The sequence below is a fragment of the Phormidesmis sp. 146-20 genome (genome assembly GCF_052939475.1).
Genome location: NZ_JBJPHT010000005.1, coordinates 113,950 through 131,784 on the forward strand (window position 1 = coordinate 113,950; position 17,835 = coordinate 131,784).

The 17,835-nt window shown below is 50.5% G+C and carries 13 protein-coding genes; 8 read left to right on the forward strand and 5 right to left on the reverse strand.

Annotated features, from left to right (window positions below; translation table 11 throughout):
- Window positions 1-57: 57 nt before the first annotated feature.
- Genes ACKFKH_RS06505 through ACKFKH_RS06530 form a run of 6 tightly spaced genes read left to right on the forward strand, consistent with a single transcriptional unit; the run spans window position 58 to window position 6,957 of the window.
- The gene (locus ACKFKH_RS06505) at window positions 58-2,256 is read left to right on the forward strand and encodes a tetratricopeptide repeat protein (RefSeq protein ID WP_446857439.1); all 2,199 of its coding nucleotides are present in this window, start codon (window positions 58-60) and stop codon (window positions 2,254-2,256) included.
- 42 nt (window positions 2,257-2,298) lie between these two features.
- Window positions 2,299-3,210, forward strand: a complete 912-nt coding sequence (locus ACKFKH_RS06510) for a PP2C family serine/threonine-protein phosphatase (protein WP_446857440.1) — start codon at window positions 2,299-2,301, stop codon at window positions 3,208-3,210.
- Between the two features lie 11 nt (window positions 3,211-3,221).
- Window positions 3,222-4,496, forward strand: a complete 1,275-nt coding sequence (locus tag ACKFKH_RS06515; protein WP_446857441.1) for a vWA domain-containing protein — start codon at window positions 3,222-3,224, stop codon at window positions 4,494-4,496.
- Between the two features lie 59 nt (window positions 4,497-4,555).
- A complete protein-coding gene (locus ACKFKH_RS06520) occupies window positions 4,556-4,906 on the forward strand; it encodes a YbjQ family protein (RefSeq protein WP_446857442.1) in 351 nt (116 codons plus the stop codon).
- A 6-nt stretch (window positions 4,907-4,912) separates the two neighbouring features.
- Window positions 4,913-5,596 carry an FHA domain-containing protein gene (locus tag ACKFKH_RS06525; protein WP_446857443.1) on the forward strand — a complete coding sequence of 228 codons (684 nt, stop codon included), beginning with the start codon at window positions 4,913-4,915 and terminating at the stop codon, window positions 5,594-5,596.
- 14 nt (window positions 5,597-5,610) lie between these two features.
- Window positions 5,611-6,957, forward strand: coding sequence for a hypothetical protein (locus tag ACKFKH_RS06530; RefSeq protein ID WP_446857444.1), 1,347 nt, complete (start codon window positions 5,611-5,613; stop codon window positions 6,955-6,957).
- 378 nt (window positions 6,958-7,335) lie between these two features.
- Here the strand turns inward: ACKFKH_RS06530 and ACKFKH_RS06535 are convergent, their stop codons facing one another.
- Genes ACKFKH_RS06535 through ACKFKH_RS06545 form a run of 3 tightly spaced genes read right to left on the reverse strand, consistent with a single transcriptional unit; the run spans window position 7,336 to window position 9,822 of the window.
- On the reverse strand, window positions 7,336-8,025 hold the full coding sequence (locus ACKFKH_RS06535) for a response regulator transcription factor (RefSeq protein ID WP_446857445.1): 690 nt from the start codon (window positions 8,023-8,025) through the stop codon (window positions 7,336-7,338).
- A complete protein-coding gene (locus ACKFKH_RS06540; RefSeq protein WP_446857446.1) occupies window positions 8,022-9,245 on the reverse strand; it encodes a DUF790 family protein in 1,224 nt (407 codons plus the stop codon). Before ACKFKH_RS06540 ends, ACKFKH_RS06535 begins: the two co-directional genes overlap by 4 nt.
- Window positions 9,232-9,822, reverse strand: a complete 591-nt coding sequence (locus tag ACKFKH_RS06545) for a Uma2 family endonuclease (protein WP_446857447.1) — start codon at window positions 9,820-9,822, stop codon at window positions 9,232-9,234. Before ACKFKH_RS06545 ends, ACKFKH_RS06540 begins: the two co-directional genes overlap by 14 nt.
- Before the next feature lie 464 nt (window positions 9,823-10,286).
- Between ACKFKH_RS06545 and ACKFKH_RS06550 the strand changes: the two genes are divergently transcribed.
- Window positions 10,287-11,114 (forward strand): DNA/RNA non-specific endonuclease, encoded by an 828-nt coding sequence (locus ACKFKH_RS06550; protein WP_446857448.1) that lies wholly within the window; start codon window positions 10,287-10,289, stop codon window positions 11,112-11,114.
- A gap of 277 nt (window positions 11,115-11,391) precedes the next feature.
- On the opposite strand, the gene ACKFKH_RS06555 is transcribed toward ACKFKH_RS06550, so the two are convergent.
- The gene (locus tag ACKFKH_RS06555) at window positions 11,392-11,799 is read right to left on the reverse strand and encodes a nuclease A inhibitor family protein (protein WP_446857449.1); all 408 of its coding nucleotides are present in this window, start codon (window positions 11,797-11,799) and stop codon (window positions 11,392-11,394) included.
- Between the two features lie 58 nt (window positions 11,800-11,857).
- On the reverse strand, window positions 11,858-13,342 hold the full coding sequence (locus ACKFKH_RS06560) for a DEAD/DEAH box helicase family protein (RefSeq protein ID WP_446857450.1): 1,485 nt from the start codon (window positions 13,340-13,342) through the stop codon (window positions 11,858-11,860).
- 505 nt (window positions 13,343-13,847) lie between these two features.
- Here ACKFKH_RS06560 and ACKFKH_RS06565 point away from each other — a divergent pair.
- A complete protein-coding gene (locus ACKFKH_RS06565) occupies window positions 13,848-17,537 on the forward strand; it encodes a GAF domain-containing protein (RefSeq protein ID WP_446857451.1) in 3,690 nt (1,229 codons plus the stop codon).
- Window positions 17,538-17,835 lie beyond the last annotated feature (298 nt).

Consider the following 17,835-nt stretch of genomic DNA (forward strand, 5'->3'; position numbering starts at 1 on the left):
AAAAACAGCTTCTCAATTTCTCCTCTACGCAACCCTCAACTTCTCAAGGAGACTGTTATGAACGCCAACCCCTTGCGGGTAACTCGAAATCGCTGCACTCGAAATCAATGCACTGGCACGATCGAAGATGGCTACTGTGACGTTTGTGGATTGGCGGCCGTCGTTGCCGGAAGTCAGCGATATTCTTCCGCGCGCGTCACGGGCAGAAGTACCCCCGTCACCACCGGGACAGGCTCCTCACCGCTGACCAATCGATCGGCAAAAGGCTCTCGGCGCACCAGTCCCACCTCTGCCCGCAGTACCCGTAAACAACTCGGCGCAGGCTTAGTTTCTGTCCCCGAATTGCCCTCAACCGACCCCGAAAAAGCGCTCCTTTTAGAGGCCGTTGTCCCCGAAAACAAACGCTTTTGTAGTAACTGCAACCACGGACTCAAACGCGAGAAAGGCTTTTGTAGCAAGTGTGGACAGAAATATTCGTTTATTGCCACCTTGCAAAAAGGAGATCTGGTCGCCGGACAGTATGAAGTCAAGGGCGCGATCGCCTATGGCGGTTTAGGCTGGATTTATCTAGGCTTTGACAAAACGCTGTCTCGCTACGTCGTCTTAAAAGGATTGCTTAACACTGAAGATGCAGCCAGTGCGGCGGTAGCGGTTGCCGAACGTCAGTTTTTAGCGGCGGTCAAACATCCCAATATTGTCGGTATTTATAACTTCGTGAATCACAATCGCGAAGGATTTATCATCATGGAGTATGTCGGAGGAAAAACGCTAAAAGACATTCGCAAACAACGCGGCGTATTACCTGTCACTGAAGCGATCGCTTACATTCATCGAATTCTGAGCGCCTTTGTCTACTTGCATCAGATGGGAATGGTCTACTGCGATTTCAAGCCCGATAATGTGATGTTAGAAGGTGATGATGTCAAGCTGATCGATTTGGGCGGTGTCAGGCGAATTGACGACCCCCACGGCGACATTTATGGAACAGTTGGATACAGTGCGCCAGAAGCAGGAGATGGGCCCACGATCGCCTCTGACCTCTTTACCATTGCCAGAACGTTAGCCGTTTTGATCACAAATATTCGCGGCTTTGGCAAAGAGCATTTGTTTACGTTGCCCAATGCAGACGAAGATCCGATTTTTGCCCAACACGAGTCGCTGTATCGATTTTTGATCAAAGCGACGGCAGACAGCCCCGACGATCGCTTTCAGACTGCTGAAGAAATGGCGGATCAACTGCTGGGGGTGTTGCGAGAAATTGTGGCATTAGAAACCAACATTCCGCGCCCTTCTAATAGCAGTCTTTTGAGCGGTGATCGGTTAGCGATAACCCATGCGGGAGACTTCGCACCCATTCACGCGGACTACGAACAGTTGCCCATTCCCACCTTGAACCCCACCGATCCAGGATTCAACGCTGTGATGAATGCCAGCATGATTGCTGATCCGGTGCAGCGATCGATTAGTCTCCAGGCAATTACTCACCAGTTTCCAAACTCAGTCGAAGCCCTGTTACGATTGGCGAATAGTCTGATTGACGAAAAAGAATATCAAGAAGCAGAGCAAGCGATCGCCAAAGTTGAAGAGAAAGATCCCTGGGATTGGCGCGTCTATTGGTATCGAGGTCGATCGCGGATGGCGCAGGGCAAATTTAAAGAAGCACAGGCTGCGTTTGATCAAGTGTATTTTGACTTGCCTGGAGAACTTGCGCCCAAGTTAGCATTAGCGTTGTCAGCCGAACAGTCCCAGCATTACCAACTAGCGATTAAGATGTATGAATTGGTGATCAAAACTGATCCCGGCTATGTCTCAGCAGCATTCGGTTTAGCGCGTTGTTTTTGTGCAATTGGCGATCGTCAAAGTGCTGTCGCAGCGTTAGAAAAAATTCCTCAAACTTCTAGCCTGCATACGCGATCGCGAGTCGAAATTGCTCGAACGCTGATCGATCGTGAGCAAAAAATTCCGGGTGCAGACGAACTCAAGAAAGCCTCGATCGCAATTGAAACCCTGACGCTGGATGGCATCGATCGCCATCGACTCACCAAACAAGTTTTAGAAACTGCCCTGCATTTAGTGACGACGAAAGCGGTGTCGCCCAGTTCTGCAATGGTCATTCTCGGACAGCCGCTCGAAGAAAATAAGCTCAGAGTGGGACTCGAAAAAGCCCTACGAGACATGGCGCATCTGACCACAGGCGAAGAGAAAATCCACCTGATCGACGAAGCAAACCGAGTCCGACCCAAAACCCTTTTTTGAGTCAACCTAGCCAGCTTTTCAAAACTTTACTCAACTCAGATTATGCAATGTCCCGCTTGCCATACGTCCGTTTTACCAGATGACCAGTTTTGTGAGGAATGTGGCATCGCCCTCAAGCCTGCTCGCTCGATCGCCTGTGCAAAATGTGGGGGCGCGATCGACACGGAAGGGTTTTGCTCAGACTGTGGCTTTCGGGGTGAGATTCCCCCGGTCGAAATTTTGATCGATTCTAATTTGGCAGGCGTGAGCGATCGCGGACTCAAACATTATCAAAATGAGGATTTTTTGGCTCTGCAAGCAATTCAAGAGACTCAGATTCTCGTCGTTTGTGATGGCGTTTCGAGCGCTGATCATCCCGAACTGGCTTCTCAACAAGCCTCCAAAACAGCCTGTCTAACGCTGGCAAACTGCTTAGATCAACCTCCCGTCAATGCTCTAAAACTGGCTGTGAGTGAAGCGTTTTCTGCGGTTTGTCAGCTTCCGAGTCACCCTGGGCTAGAACCGCCTTCGACCACGTTGGTAGCGGCGATCGTTCAAAATGGCAGGGCAACGATCGCTTGGTTGGGTGACAGTCGGGCTTACTGGATTTCGGCAAACGGATCGCGACAACTAACTCAAGATCATTCGTGGATTAATGCTGTGATTGCTTCTAGAGAAATGACAGAATCGGAAGCCCAACAAAATTCACAAGCTCACGCGATTACTCGCTGGATTGGTGCCGATGCCAAAGATGATGCTAATCCTGAAATCGTTGAATTCATTATTCCTGGAAATGGTTATTTGATCCTCTGCACCGATGGGTTGTGGAATTATGCATCAGAGGCTCAACAGATCGCAGACTTAATTCGAGAAAATGACGCACGCTCTATTTCGAGAACTCTGGTGGAATACGCACGATCGCGTGGCGGACACGACAATATTACAGTTGCAGTTCTACAAGTCAACGACTTCTAAAGGAGAAAACCATGACTCAATTTACGGCTGAAGTCTTTCAAAATCAATATCTTCCTGAAGGCTCTAGAGAAGTTCATGCGATCATGACGGTCAACGCTGGTGAGAATGCAGGAAATGCAACTTCGACATCAGGCAGCAGATTATTTGGCATCATTTGCGACACATCTGGGTCAATGGGCGGACAAAAGATGCGATCTGCCAAAGAAGCCATGACCAAGATTGTCAATTTGCTGCCCGAAGATGCCAGCTTCTTTATCGTCACGGGTTCCTCTAGTGCGCGGTTGGTGGTTCCTGCGTGTCAAGCGACTTTAGAAAATAAGCAACGAGCGATCGCGAACCTCCGCTCGATCGAGGCGACTGGTGGAACGCTGATTTCAACCTGGCTAAACGAAGCGCTCCAGCAATTCAAACAAATGCCCAATGCGATTCGTCAGGCGCTACTGCTCACCGATGGTCAAAACGACGACTCAGACGAGCACAAACTCACCAAAGTCTTGCAAGATTCGGAGGGCATATTTGAATGCGATTGTCGGGGAGTCGGCACCGATTGGCGGGTCAGTCAATTAAAGCTGATTTCTAGCAAACTTTTGGGCACGACCGACATCATTCCTGATGCGTTGATGATCGAGGCAGACTTTCGATCGATTCTCGAAAAAGCAATGGGAAAAAGTGTCAGCGATGTCTCGATGCGACTCTGGACTCCTCAAGGCGCAAAGATTTTGTTTTGCAAACAAGTCAGCCCCGATATTGTAGATTTGACTCATCGCTCTAAATCCGTCAAAGCGCAAGTTTTGGACTATCCCACCGGAGCTTGGGGCAAAGGCGAATCGCGAGATTATCACTTCTGTATTGAGGTGAATCCGGGTCGCGTCGGTGACGAAATGTTGGCGGGTCGAGCCAGTTTGATCTTTCGCGTAGACGAGACTGAAACCAAAATCGCTGAGGCCAAAATTCTGGCAGTCTGGACGGATGACGACGCAAAATCGACCAAAATCGATCGCCGAGTCGCCCACTACACCGGACAAGCCGAACTCGCCCAAACCATTCAAGAAGGACTCGAAGCCCGCAACCGAGGCGACGTAGAAGCCGCCACCGCCAAACTCGGACGCGCCGTTAAAATTGCCCATGACTCCGGCAACGAAGCCACCGCCAAACTACTCAGAACCGTGGTTGATGTCCAAGACGCACCCACCGGAACGATCCGACTCAAGAAAGCGATCGCCAAAGAAGACGAAATGGCCCTGGAAACGCGATCGACCAAAACCGCTCGGATTCCAAAAGCATAGCCTAAAGCGTTCTCAAAAATCTCTACTTCTAATCGTTATCCATTCCATTCAGCATTGTCATGATTGATCACAAACTTGTTACCACAGGCTTTGAACTCAGCGGCTACCAGATTATTAGAAACCTGGGTGTAACGCGAGGCATTATCGTCCGATCACGCAGTGTCGTGGGAACGATCGGAGCCTCACTACAAACGCTATTTGGAGGAGACATCACGCTTTACACGTCTCTCTGTGAGCAGACTCGCCAGGATGCATACGATCTGATGATTCGTCATGCTCAACAAGTTGGAGCCAACGCCCTAATCGGCGTTCGATATGACGCGACCGAACTCGCCCCCGGTGTCACTGAAGTTTTGTGTTATGGCACCGCCGTTCAGGTTACTCCCATCGCCAAAAATCCCATTGCCTAAGCCACAATGTCTACCTATTTTTGTCCCAAAGGTCACGAATCTACAGAGTCCGATTATTGTTCAGAATGCGGTGCAAAAATGGGCAGTGTTTCTGAGCCAGTTTCGTCCGTTGCCAAAACACCGATTTCTGTCGGAGCTTCTCAGCTTTGTCCCGATTGCAGTGCGCCTCACGAGTTGGGAAGCGGCAACTTTTGCGAGATTTGTGGCTACAACTTCACCACCGGGGCACATGGAGAATTATCAGTGACCATCGCTGCAAGTGACCCGCAAGAAACCGCTCCGCCCCCCGAAGTCACCACAACCCGGCAAAGCGGCGATGAGAAAGCTGCGATCGTCTGGGAAGTCGTGGTCACGATCGATTCAGTGCCCCATCATCCTGACAGTCCGCCCCCGCCCAATTTGGCTCCCGTCACCATTCGTCTCGACAAAACGGCTCACCTCATTGGACGCACCAGCCAAGTGAGAGCCATTTATCCAGAAATTCCCCTCGACATTGATGATGCAGTTTCTCACCGTCACGCTTTGATCGAATGTCAGTCAGACGGAGATTTGACGCTACGAGACATTGATTCTGCAAACGGGACGGAACTCAACGGTGTAGAAATTAAACCCATGACTGATATTCGATTAAAGAATGCAGACGAGATCACAGTCGGACATTGGACAAGAATACAAGTTAAAGCAGTCTAGATCAAATAAAAATTATGAGTAGTATAGCGACCGTAACCAAAAAGACAATCAGTAATCTCAATACGCCTCAACTAATGAGAGGTAGTTTGTTTGTCACCTGGGGAGCAAGTTTATTATTGCTGATGGTGACGATCGCAGGGGCGCAAGGACAACGCAATACGATCAAGACGGTTAGTACAGATGCCACCCCCAGTATCATCACCGCGCAACGGCTAAAAGATGCAATGGCTGGTATGGATGCGTTTGCAGCGAGTGAATTTTTGGCACCGCCCAACAGCACCCCGATCGATTTACAAGAGAAACCTCAAAAAAATGCCGATGGTAAAGTCATTCAAACTTTTAGCGAACGCTACAATGCCGCTTCGGAGAGGTTGGTGGCTGCGGCTGAGAACATTACTTATGGTGACGATGAGCGCGTTCCTATTCAAAAAATGCAGTTGGGGCTGGGGGCTTATCTGACCAAACTTCAGCAGGCGCGAGATGCTCATCTACGAGGCGATCGCGCTGGTACTCTGTCAGCCTATCGATCGGCAATCGAGATCTTAGATACCCAACTCCTACCGGCCGCTGACCTGCTGGCAGAAGTCAACCGCAAAAAGCTAGAAGAAACTTACAACCAACATAATTTTGACCACGCCCGATCGCTCTTTTTGATCACTGTGTTTGGTTTGGCTGTGATAGTTGTGTTGATCAAGCTTCAGCTATTTCTCAATCAGCGCACTCGTCGCACGATCAATCCTTTTTTGTTGGGAGCCAGTGCGATCGCGGTTATCTTTTTAGCCTCTACGGTGAGTGCGTTACTCTCTGCTTCGGGGCATCTCAAGGTCGCCAAGCAAGATGCTTTCACGTCGATGTATGCGCTGCGTCAGGCTCGTGCGATCGCGTATGGTGCCAATTCTGATGAGAGTCGTTATCTGTTGGAGTCCGATCGCAATCTTGCCTCAAATCACGAACTTGCATTCCAGTCAAAAATTGACAAAGTTCGCGGTTTTTTGGCGGATGGGCAGAGTAACATCACATTCCCCGGTGAAAGGGAGGCTCTAAGCAAACATATAGATGCGCTGTCGCAGTACGTCGTGATCGACAAGAGAATCCGTCAACTTCTTGCCAAGGGCGATCGAGCGGGAGCAATCAGGCTTTGCTTGGGTGAAAATCAGGGCGAGTCTAACTGGGCTTTTGAGCAACTCAAAGAGGCCAATCAGGTCGCTTACGATTTGAACAAAAAGGCGTTTGAGGATGCGATCGCTCAAAGTAATCAGGACATTGCAACCTTAGAATTTAATGCAATGGCTGCGGTGTTAGCGATCGCAGTTCTCACACTTTTGGGATTGATGCCCCGTCTAAAAGAATATTCTGCCTAAATCCCCTCATCCCTTGGCCTACCGTGTATACATAAGTCGATTGATCTGTACTTGCCGTAATCCTTCGCCCCCTAAATCCCCCAAATTTGGGGGACTTTGAACGCTGATCAGGGTTCTAAATTCTGGAAGTCTTTTTTGCTTAAAGTCCCCCAGAATGGGGGATTTAGGGGGCTGAAGCCGACTAGAACGAAGTGAGTATAGACTTGTATATACACCGTAGCATCCCTTGGCTGAAGGTTTTTCGCTGTCAAGCTTCTGCCCCTCAAGCTGCCAATTCTGGGGGACTAGCAAGCGTTCCCCGGCCGAGAGTCGTTACAGTGGAAGATTTTTGGGGCGTTTCCCGATGGAGAATTGCAGCGAAGACGCTCATCTGATCGATTACTCTCTCAGCGCATAGCCAACCCCTCGAACGGTGTGAACCAGACGTTTTTCGCCCTTCTCTTCTAGCTTTAAGCGCAGGTAACGGACATACACCTCAATGATGTTGGAATCTCCCATAAAGTCATAGCCCCACACATGTTGGAGAATTTGATCGCGGGTAAAGACTTGACGAGGATGGGTGAGCAGGTATTCCAATAGGTCAAACTCTTTGGCGGTTAGCTCGATCGCTCTTGTCAAAACCTCCGTCTGCCCTCGAAACACTTCACGAGTCCGACGATTTAATCTCAAGTCCTCAAACTGCAACAGATCTCCATCAGATTCCTGAGTGCGCCGCAGATGGGCCCGAATTCTAGCTAACAGTTCCTCAATGCTAAAGGGCTTGACTACATAGTCGTCAGCTCCCGCATCTAACCCGGTGACTCGATCGCCGACTTCATCTCGCGCCGTCAACAAAATTACAGGCACCTTGCTTCCGGTGGCCCGCAGACGACGACAGAGTTCGACTCCGGTTAGCCCTGGCAGCATCCAGTCGAGAATGGCTAAATCGGGACTTGATTCGCGTGCGATCGTCAGCCCTGACATGCCATCGTGCGCCACACTGACGCGGTATCCTTCGCTGGTCAGTTCAAGTTCGACAAAGCGGGCGAGTTTGACTTCATCTTCGACGACCAGAATGTGAGCAGTCATCGCGATTCTCCTAAAACTTCCAGTACAGCTTTGGGCAGTAGCTGATCTTTGAACCAGACAATTTGGGCGGGAGTCTCGCGAATTTTGACCCCAGCTTTGTCTAAGTTGAGCCGTTCTGAAACCGCCAAAATCAGATCATCGCGTCCCGATTGGCGGACTTGAGAGAATTTTTTCTTGAGATATTCAGGTCGCCAGTAGCCGACGATTTCCAGCAAAAAGGTGCGTCCGTCCGGGTGAACAAGTCGAAAATCAGGAATCATCACACTCCCCGGAATCGGAATTAAATCAACTTCTCGCTCTAGTCGCCACTCGGTTTTGGCTTTCTCCCACCGTTCGACAAAGCCCGCTTCTAGCATACTGTCATAGGTTTTGCCGGGGGGATAGTGGCTGACCAACCCGCAGTCAGCGTCTAGTGTAAAGCGACTTTTGCGCGTTTTGCCTGCGTAGGTGTCGTTGATTTGCAAATCGGCTGACAGATTCCATTTAGTGACGTGGAGCAGGGCAGGGAGGAGTTTTGCGATCGCCAATCCATACCGCGTCGAGGGCTTAAACAAGCTGGTGGGCCCATCGACCGTGAGCGTAAACCCATGATCCGCGTCACCTTCGATGTAGGTCATTAGCTGAAAGAGCTTGACGTAGCGAAACAGCAGTTTGTATTCACCCGGATCATTGCGGTGGGCATTTAAGACAATGTGGCTGGCGCGATAAAAAACACCCTGCACTTGAGACAGGTTGTAGCGGTGAATCAACGCCTCTGGTGTAGGGGACTCAAAATCAATCAAAATCTGATTATCTGGCAGGTCGGCGTAGAGTCCCGATCGAATCTGATCACTCAACACTTCACGCCCCAATTCTTGCGTTAGGAGGTCGGCAAGATGATCGAGGGTAACCTGCGTGGTTTGAACACTGGGCGCAGATTGGGCAGACAGCGCAAAGACCCGTTCTCGCAGCATCGGCGGTTCGAGTGGACTGACGGTTTCATAGGTGCTAAAGGCGCTGTTGAGCAGGTGGGCCAGACCTCGTTTGATGCGGTAGTCGGTTTCTTCGCCTTCGAGTTCAAGAAGTTGGCGATTGAGTTCGCCTTTGGAAGTGCCTTTGGCCTCGTGAAAAAGGGTGATCAGATCTTGAGCGATCGCCAAATTCCCCTGGTCAATTTTGAGGCGTTTGGGAATCAGTTCTTCGCCGCTAAATCGATGAATTAACAACTCACTCGGTAGCATTCGTTCCCCAAATTTCGCGTAAATCTAAGACAAACCCTGACAGAACCGTTTCACCAGAGAGGGTAGCAGGACGATGCAGAATTTCTACAGGCTGACCCGGACGGTAAATTTCTACCTGCTGATCTTCAGGATTGATCAGCCAACCTAGCAAAGCACCATTCTCCAAATACTCCTGCATTTTTGCGCGGGTGTCTTCTATATCGTCGCTCGGAGACTTCAGTTCAGCCACAAAGTCAGGACAGAGAGGAGCAAACTTGCGTTTTTGTTGAGGTGTAAGAGCATCCCACCGGGCTTGTTTGACCCAGGCGAGGTCAGGAGAGCGGGTGGCACCGTTGGGCAGTTTGAAGCCTGTTGACGAGTCAAAGCTTTTTCCTAGCTGAGTTTGCTGATTCCAAAACCAGAGTTGTCCGGTGAGTCCAGAATTCCAGGTTCCCGTTTCGCTACCAGTGGGTGGCATGATGATGAGTTCTCCTTGGGCAGTGCGTTCAAATTTGAGGTCACGATTGGCACTGCAAACTTGTTCAAACTGATCGTCGGTGAAGTCGATTATCGGGCTGAGATTGACGGTGAGGGGCATGGCGGCAATTCAGGAATAGACTACTTTACTTTAACGTTTTACTTTAACGTCAGTTCGATGAAACTTTCGCTACGGTGATTAATCTGGGCAGCCCCCTAAATCCCCCACCAGTAGGAGACTTTGAACCAGGATTCTTCTCTTCAAGTCCCCCAAAATTGGCAGCTTGGGAGGCAGAAGCTGTGAACAACGAAGCGAAAAACTCTCATGAAATTCACGTGGCGTTGCTGATTGGAGGGATGAATCTGTGGGAAGTGTCAATCTTTGCGCCCCCTAAATCCCCCAAAATTGGGGGACTTTGAACACTGGGTTTCCCTCCGCTTTGGGGCAATTCATCCCCTGATTCAGCAACGCCATTCACGTTACTTTAGCGCTCTACGATCGCTGGGTGATCAACGATTATTCTTGCAACAGGCTGGCTCAAGCCATAATTAAAGTCAGCTTTATGGTGGGCAGATCTGCCAAATATGATGAAATTACGGGGCTGGTGGGTTGCGATCGCGCTGATTTTGTTGATAGTGGTTGGCTGTGGCTTATGGATGCAGCGACCGCCCCAATCAATTCTTCCGGTGACCAATCCTAATCTGGTGATGGGCAATCCTAGTAATGCCAAAACTGATGCCAACAACTATCTCTTAGAAAAGTCTCAGTATGTGGTTTCTTACGATAACAGTCGGCATATTCCTAATTGGGCAAGCTGGCAGCTAAACCGAGATTGGCTAGGAGCGGTGCCGCGCAGCAATAATTTTCGCCCTGATGAGCGTCTGCCTCAGAGATTTTATGCCGTGCGATCGAGTGACTACAACGGCAGTGGGTTTGACCGGGGACACCTCACTCCTTCTGGCGATCGTAGCCGCAATGCTGAAGACAATTCTGCGACGTTTTTGATGACTAATATTTTGCCTCAAGCGCCCGACAACAATCAGGGGCCGTGGAGAGTTTTGGAGGATTATTGCCGAGAGTTAGTCACCCAGGGCAAAGAGCTTTACATCATTGCGGGTGGCTATGGCAACAAACGATCGATTGGCAAGAGCAACGTCAAAATTACGGCTCCCGATCGCGTTTGGAAAGTCATCGTCGTCTTGGATAAACCAGGATTAGGAACGGCTGGCGTGAATGCAAAAACACGACTCATTGCGGTCGATATGCCCAATCAGCAAGGGATTCGAGAAGACGACTGGCGCAAATTTAGAGTCAGCGTTGATCTGATAGAAGATCGCACAGGCTACAACTTTTTAACGAATGTGTCGGATGCGATTCAAGTTCAGCTTGAGGAGAAGGTCGATCGGGGATGAGGGGTTGTCTTCGATGATCTGTTCCCCCTTTGGCGGTAATACGCTTCGCGAGAGGGATGAGGGATGAGAAATTAAGCTCTGTTTTTCTTTGGGTTGACGTGAATTCGATGAGATCTTTCGCTGCGGTTGTCGTCTCGGCAGCCCCCTAAATCCCCCACGAGTGAGGGACTTTGAACCAAAAAACTGATCTAAAAGTCCCCCAAAATTGGGGGTTGGGGGGCAGAAGCCGTAAACAACGAAGCGAAGAACTCTCATCGAATTCACGTTAACGCTAATTTCAAGTTTCTACAGCTTGGGTGGTTAATCCTGCGATGTGTCCGGCTTCTGTTTTTCCGAGAATGTAGATGTCACAATTCACTTCACCCAGTTGATAAACTTTGAGATCTCGGAGATGTTGTTTGAGCGCGATAACAAGCTGCTGATATTGATGAACGATCGCTTGTTCTTCCTCATTCTGCCAATCTTGAATTTGGGTAGCCGTTGCAAAAAAAGCATCAAAGTCCTGGGTCTCGACAGACGTATCTGAACGATCGAGATGTCTGAGAAGGGTACGATCGTTCAATTCCTCCTGCGCTTCATTTTCCCAAACAACCACCTCAAACGGCGCTTCTGACTCACCAATCCACAACAATCCTTGAGAAGACTCTTTAAGCCGATTCAACACTTCCGACAAATCATTTTTCATCCCTCATCCCTCATCCCTCTCGCGAAGCGAAGTTCTCCCTCATCCCTCATCCCTAGCTCTAAGACCAATCATCCCAATCCGCCTCAGATTCGGCCGCACGAGGCACCGTCTTAGCAGGCACCGCATAAATCGTAGGAGGCACCAACTCTAGCTGATGGGACTTTGACGATCGAGCCGTTTCACCTTTGCGCCGACGAGACACGTTTTCCTCAGTCGTATCCTCTGCCACCACTTCGTACAATAATGCCAGTTTTGTGGGGTCTTTTCCTTTGCGAAGAATGCGCCCTAGACGCTGGATGTATTCGCGGGTCGAAGCCGTCCCTGATAGCACGATCGCCACACTCGCCTCCGGCACATCCACCCCTTCATTTAACACTCGCGAAGCCACCAAAGTTTTGTAGTCTCCCTGCTTAAATCGCGTGAGAATCTCGTGTCGTTCTTTAACCGGAGTTTGATGGGTAATTGCGGGAATTAAGAACTCTTGGGAAACGCGATAAACCGTGGCGTTGTCGTCTGTAAAAATCAGCGTACGTTCGGGATGATGTTGAGCCAGCAGATCCGCCAAAACTCTCAGCTTGCCCTCAGTGCCAAAGGCGATCGCTTTCGCTTCTCGATGGGCCAACATGGCTTTGCGTCCCGCTTTGGATCGGGCACTCGCCTGCACAAATCGCTGCCAGCCTTGAGCGCTGCTGAGGTAGATATTGGCTTCTTTGAGAAAGGCATTGCGAATCTGAATTAAACGATCGTAGCGTTCGCGTTCCTGTTGAGAAAGTTTTACTTTGATCTGAGTGGCTTTGTGTTTTGCAAGGGCTGACCCAGACAGTTCCTCAGCGGTTTTACGATAGATCTCGGCTCCGATTAAGCTTTGTAGATCGGCGTGTTTGCCATCCGTTCGTTCGGGTGTGGCCGTGAGTCCTAATCGGTAGGGCGCGATCGCATATTCAGCAATCACTCGATTAAAGTCACTGGGCAAATGATGGCATTCATCAAACACCAACAGCGCGTATTGATTTCCCAGTGTTTCGGCATTGATGGCAGCACTATCGTAGGTTGAGACAAGAATGGGGGTACGATCGCGCGATCCGCCTCCGAGCAACCCTACCTCAACATCTGGAAAGGCCGCCACCAAATGAGCATACCACTGGTGCATGAGATCCAATGTCGGCACCATCACGAGCGTACTGCGCTGAGTCGCCTGCATCGCCAACTGTGCAAGATACGTTTTCCCGGCGGCGGTTGGCAACACGACCACACCCATGCGGCCCGCAGATCTCCAGGCATCCAGCGCTTCTTGCTGATGAGGATACGGCTCCATTTCTAGACTGGGCACCATTTCAACTTCTGCAAATGCCCTGGCTTTGTCGTCAAGTTCTGTACCTTCTGCCCGCATGGCCAGCACCAGATTACGATACTGATGAGCGGGGATGCGAAACTTTTCCACCCGATCGTCCCAGGTGGCATAATCCATCCAGGCTTTACCTTTGGGAGGCGGATGCAAAATGAGGGTGCCGCGATCGAATTTGAGAATGGGAGTACGAGCCATTTTTTTGCTCAGAACCTTTGCTCAGAACACTTGTTCGCTTCTGATGCTTATGGTGTCACCTCTCGCAGGGTTTCGCAAGACGTTGGACGAGAGACATTAGACAGAAGACGTTAGACAGGAGGTTAATCAACGGCTGACGTGCGTGAATTCGATGAAAGTTGTTCGATTCGATATTCAGCGCTTCTGACCCCAACTCTAGGGGACTTTTAGACAAGATTTTCGGTTCAAAGTCCAAGTAAATTAAAAGAATAAAGGCGTTGCTGAATCAGGGGATGAATTGCCCCAAAGCGGCGGGAACCCCAAGGTTCAAAGTCCCCCAATTTTGGGGGATTTAGGGGGCGAAAAGATGGACACTTCCCACAGATTCATCTCTCCAATCAGCAACGCCAGAATAAAAATTCGCCTGAGTTTAAAAGAATACTGAAGTCTAAAGTTTCTTATGTAACAATCACAAAAGTATGGGTGATTTCTATGAAAAACGCAGCGTCGTAGCCCCGTTCAATTTATGAACTTATTTTCGTCAGACAGCGAAGCGGCAAGACTGAGCGCCCTCCAGGAATATTGCATCCTTGATACTCCCCCCGAAGCCGTCTTTGATGAATTGGCTCAACTGGCAGCAGAGTTGTGTGGCACAACGATCGCGCTCATTAGTCTGATCGACGACCATCGCCAATGGTTCAAAGCCAAGATCGGTATCGAAGCGTCAGAAATGCCCCGCCGTAAGGCAATGTGCGCCCACACCCTCACTCAATCAGATGTACTGGTGGTTGTGGATGCGTCAGGAGACGAACGCTTTATTCCTCACCCCCAGGGAGCCGCCGCGCTGCCGATTCGGTTTTACGCAGGAGTTCCTCTGGTCACCTCAGAAGGGCTGGCGATCGGAACCCTTTGCGTCATGGACTATCAGCCCCAAAGCCTTGATGCCAAACAAACGCAACACTTGAAATCGATCGCTCGCCAGGTCATCACCCAACTCGAACAGCGCCGCAAGATTCTTCGATTAGAGCAGACAGCCGCTCAAGCCCAACAGACCAGTTTGCAACTTCATCTCCAACAGGCTGTGGCGCGAGTCCTCGCCGAATCTTCGTCCCTTAGCGAAGCGACTCCCCGACTATTGCAGGCAATCTGTGAAAGCTGCGGCTGGGACTTGGGTGAACTGTGGGTCGTCAATCGAACCGCCAATCAAATCCGCTGCGCGGCCAACTGGTGTCGATCTCAAGAAGAATTTGTTGACTTTGGAGCCTCATCTCAAGAGTGGGTGTTTTCGCCTGGGTTAGGGCTTCCCGGTCAAGTCTGGGCGAGTGGCAAACCCTTGTGGATCACCGATGTGGTGTTTGACAAGCGATTTTTGCGATCGCCCCTCGCTCAACAGTCCAGACTCCACACCGCACTCGGCTGCCCGATCTCCAGCCGCAACGGAATTTTGGGCGTGATCACCCTGTTCAATCAAGCCATTCAGCCACCTGACGAAGCGTTGATGGTGATGATGGTTACCTCGATCGGTAGCCAACTCGGCCAATTTATCGAGCGCAAACAGGCTCAAGAAGAACTGCAACGACAAAACCTGCGATCGCAACTCTTTGCGGCCATCACCCTGAGAATTCGGCAATCTCTGAATATTCAAGAAATTCTCAACACCACAGTGGCAGAAGTGCGGCAATTTTTGCAGGCCGATCGCGTGCTGATTTATCGCTTTGACGAAGATTGGATCGGCACCGTCGTCGTCGAATCGGTGGATACTCAATGGGTGCCCGCCCTAGGTCAAGTCATTCAAGACACCTGCTTTCAAGAAGGGCGATGGAAGTCTTATTATCACGGGCGAACGGTGGCGATCGATGACCTCGAATCCTCTGACCTCACGCCCTGTCACAAACAACTACTCCAGCAGTTTCAAGTCAAAGCCAATCTGGTCGTCCCCATTCTACAAGGCACAGGCTCCAAGACAGAACCCGTTCTCTGGGGGCTTTTGATTGCACACCAATGCGCCACCCCTCGCCACTGGCATAGCTTTGAGGTCAACTTTCTCGCCCAACTCGCCGATCAAGTGGGAATTGCCCTAACTCAGGCCCGGCTTCTGGCGCAAGAAACCCAACAGCGAGAACAGTTAGCCCGGCAAAATCTGGCTCTAGAGCAAGCTCGCGCCGAAGCAGAACGTGCGTCTCAAATGAAAAGTACCTTTTTGGCGACGATGAGCCACGAGATTCGCACCCCGATGAACGCCGTCTTGGGCATGACAGGGCTGCTGCTAGACACAGGTCTCAGCGCTGATCAGCGAGATTTTGTCGAAACGATTCGAGCCAGTGGCGATAGTTTGCTGACGCTGATTAATGAAATTCTCGACTTCTCCAAGCTAGAAGCGGGAGAAATGGAACTCGAAACCCTTGACTTTAACCTGTCTACCTGCATCGAAGAAGTCGCCGATCTGCTGGCCCCCGCCGCCCACGCCAAAGGATTAGAAATTGCCACGCTGATCGATCGCAATCTCCCTTCTCAGCTTCAAGGAGATGCCAGTCGGCTACGACAAGTCTTAACTAATCTTGTGGGCAACGCCGTCAAATTTACTAATCATGGAGAAGTGGTGATTCAGGCGACGCAGCAATCTCCTCAAGATACCCGCCAGGGGGCGCAGACTTCGACCACGACCACATTGGAGATTTCCGTTATGGATACGGGGATCGGCATCTCGCCAGACGCACAACGCAAGCTGTTTCATCCCTTTGCTCAGGTGGATGCCTCCATGACGCGCAAATATGGCGGAACGGGTCTGGGGCTGGTGATTTCAAAACAACTGGTAGAGCTAATGGGCGGCACGATCGGAGTCGAGAGTCTCGAAGGCCTGGGGTCAAAATTTTGGTTTACCCTCACCTTTGAGAAGCCTCTGCAAACGGCCCCCGCGCTCGTCAGTCCGCTTGATCTCAGTCAACTGCGGCTGTTAGTGGTAGACGACAATGCCACCAATCGTAAGGTTTTACGCTATCAGCTTTCGGGGTGGGGAATTCAGGTCAGCGAGGCAGACAGCGCCACCGCCGCGATCGCACTCCTTCAATCTCAGCAGGCGATCGGTCACCCCTTTGATCTGGCCATTCTCGACATGCAAATGCCCACCACAGATGGAGAAACGCTGGGATCTCTGATCAAGTCCGATCCCTTGCTGTCTCAGACCAAGCTGATTATGCTGACTTCGGTACATCACTGGGGCGGCGCAAAACGAATGCTGGAGATGGGATTTTCGGCCTATGTGGTCAAGCCTGTCAAACAATCTCGCCTGCTCGCCTGCATTGTGACGGCTCTGTCTGATGCGGTGGAAGCCGCCAAAACCCTGAACCCAGAGCCAGAATTAAATTCTGCGATCGCCCAATCTGAGAACCTGCTGTACCGAACGGCGATCGCTTCGAGTTACCCGCCAAGGGTTGTGCCCTTTGAGAAAAAATCAAAGCTCAAAATTCTGCTGGTCGAAGACAACACGGTCAACCAAAAAGTCACCTTAAATCAGCTCAAAAATCTAGGCTACACCGCCGATGTCGCCGCCAATGGTCAAGAAGCCTTGCAAATGATGGAGAAGATTCCTTACAATCTGGTGCTAATGGATTGCCAGATGCCCATTCTCGACGGCTATGGAGCCACTCAAGCGATTCGTCGATCGTTCCGAGAGACCTGTAAGGGGCCGCCAGTCCGCCCCCGCACGATCGTCATTGCCTTGACCGCCAATGCTCTCCGCGAAGATCGAGAACGCTGTCTAGAAGCGGGAATGGATGACTATCTGAGCAAACCCATTTCCAAAGAAAAACTGCATGAAAAGCTACTGCACTGGGGGGAAGTCTTGGAGCAAACTGATAGGGTGAGGCAAACTAGCCTGGCGATCGACTGGGAGCATCTGCATCAAATTTCTGACGGCAACACAGACTTTGAGCAAGAACTGCTACAGATTTTTGTCACGGACACCCAGGAGCATCTCAACACCGCCCAAACCGCCCTCGCTGCTGGAGATCACGAAGCGGTTGCCCGCGCAGCCCATCATATCAAAGGAGCCAGCGCCAATGTAGGACTGACTGAAATGCAGACGATCGCCAGCAAACTCGACCATCAGTCCCAACAGCAAAATCTTGAAGAGGCTCCGCAATTGCTTTTAGCATTGGCTCACTCTATCCAAACCGTGCGAGATTTTCTATGTAGCGAAGACTTGAAGAAGGAATAGAGCGGTGTATGGTGAGACGAGAAGGGACACTAAACGGGGAGGCAGGAAAACCTTGGGTCGAGAAGTCGATTTGGGACGATCAAAGCGTCCTTTTAGGAATTCGATTCTCCGGATTGTAAGAAAGAGGTAGCGAATCTAGCAGAGAGAAAGCCAAAATCTGAGGATACTGAGAAGGCTTTTTTGCAGTGAGCTTGTGAGGCTAAAGAGCAGGGTGAGGGTGAGTCTTTTAAACTCTATCAAACAGAATTAAACGTCTTATCTTTTGACTCCTCGATCGCTTAAAATACGCTCTCAGATA

Coding starts and splice junctions, on each gene's coding strand:
- ACKFKH_RS06505 (WP_446857439.1), top strand. CDS start 58: ATGAACGCCAACCCCTTGCGGGTAACTCGAAATCGCTGCACTCGAAAT.
- ACKFKH_RS06510 (WP_446857440.1), top strand. CDS start 2,299: ATGCAATGTCCCGCTTGCCATACGTCCGTTTTACCAGATGACCAGTTT.
- ACKFKH_RS06515 (WP_446857441.1), top strand. CDS start 3,222: ATGACTCAATTTACGGCTGAAGTCTTTCAAAATCAATATCTTCCTGAA.
- ACKFKH_RS06520 (WP_446857442.1), top strand. CDS start 4,556: ATGATTGATCACAAACTTGTTACCACAGGCTTTGAACTCAGCGGCTAC.
- ACKFKH_RS06525 (WP_446857443.1), top strand. CDS start 4,913: ATGTCTACCTATTTTTGTCCCAAAGGTCACGAATCTACAGAGTCCGAT.
- ACKFKH_RS06530 (WP_446857444.1), top strand. CDS start 5,611: ATGAGTAGTATAGCGACCGTAACCAAAAAGACAATCAGTAATCTCAAT.
- ACKFKH_RS06535 (WP_446857445.1), bottom strand. CDS start 8,025: ATGACTGCTCACATTCTGGTCGTCGAAGATGAAGTCAAACTCGCCCGC.
- ACKFKH_RS06540 (WP_446857446.1), bottom strand. CDS start 9,245: ATGCTACCGAGTGAGTTGTTAATTCATCGATTTAGCGGCGAAGAACTG.
- ACKFKH_RS06545 (WP_446857447.1), bottom strand. CDS start 9,822: ATGCCCCTCACCGTCAATCTCAGCCCGATAATCGACTTCACCGACGAT.
- ACKFKH_RS06550 (WP_446857448.1), top strand. CDS start 10,287: ATGATGAAATTACGGGGCTGGTGGGTTGCGATCGCGCTGATTTTGTTG.
- ACKFKH_RS06555 (WP_446857449.1), bottom strand. CDS start 11,799: ATGAAAAATGATTTGTCGGAAGTGTTGAATCGGCTTAAAGAGTCTTCT.
- ACKFKH_RS06560 (WP_446857450.1), bottom strand. CDS start 13,342: ATGGCTCGTACTCCCATTCTCAAATTCGATCGCGGCACCCTCATTTTG.
- ACKFKH_RS06565 (WP_446857451.1), top strand. CDS start 13,848: ATGAACTTATTTTCGTCAGACAGCGAAGCGGCAAGACTGAGCGCCCTC.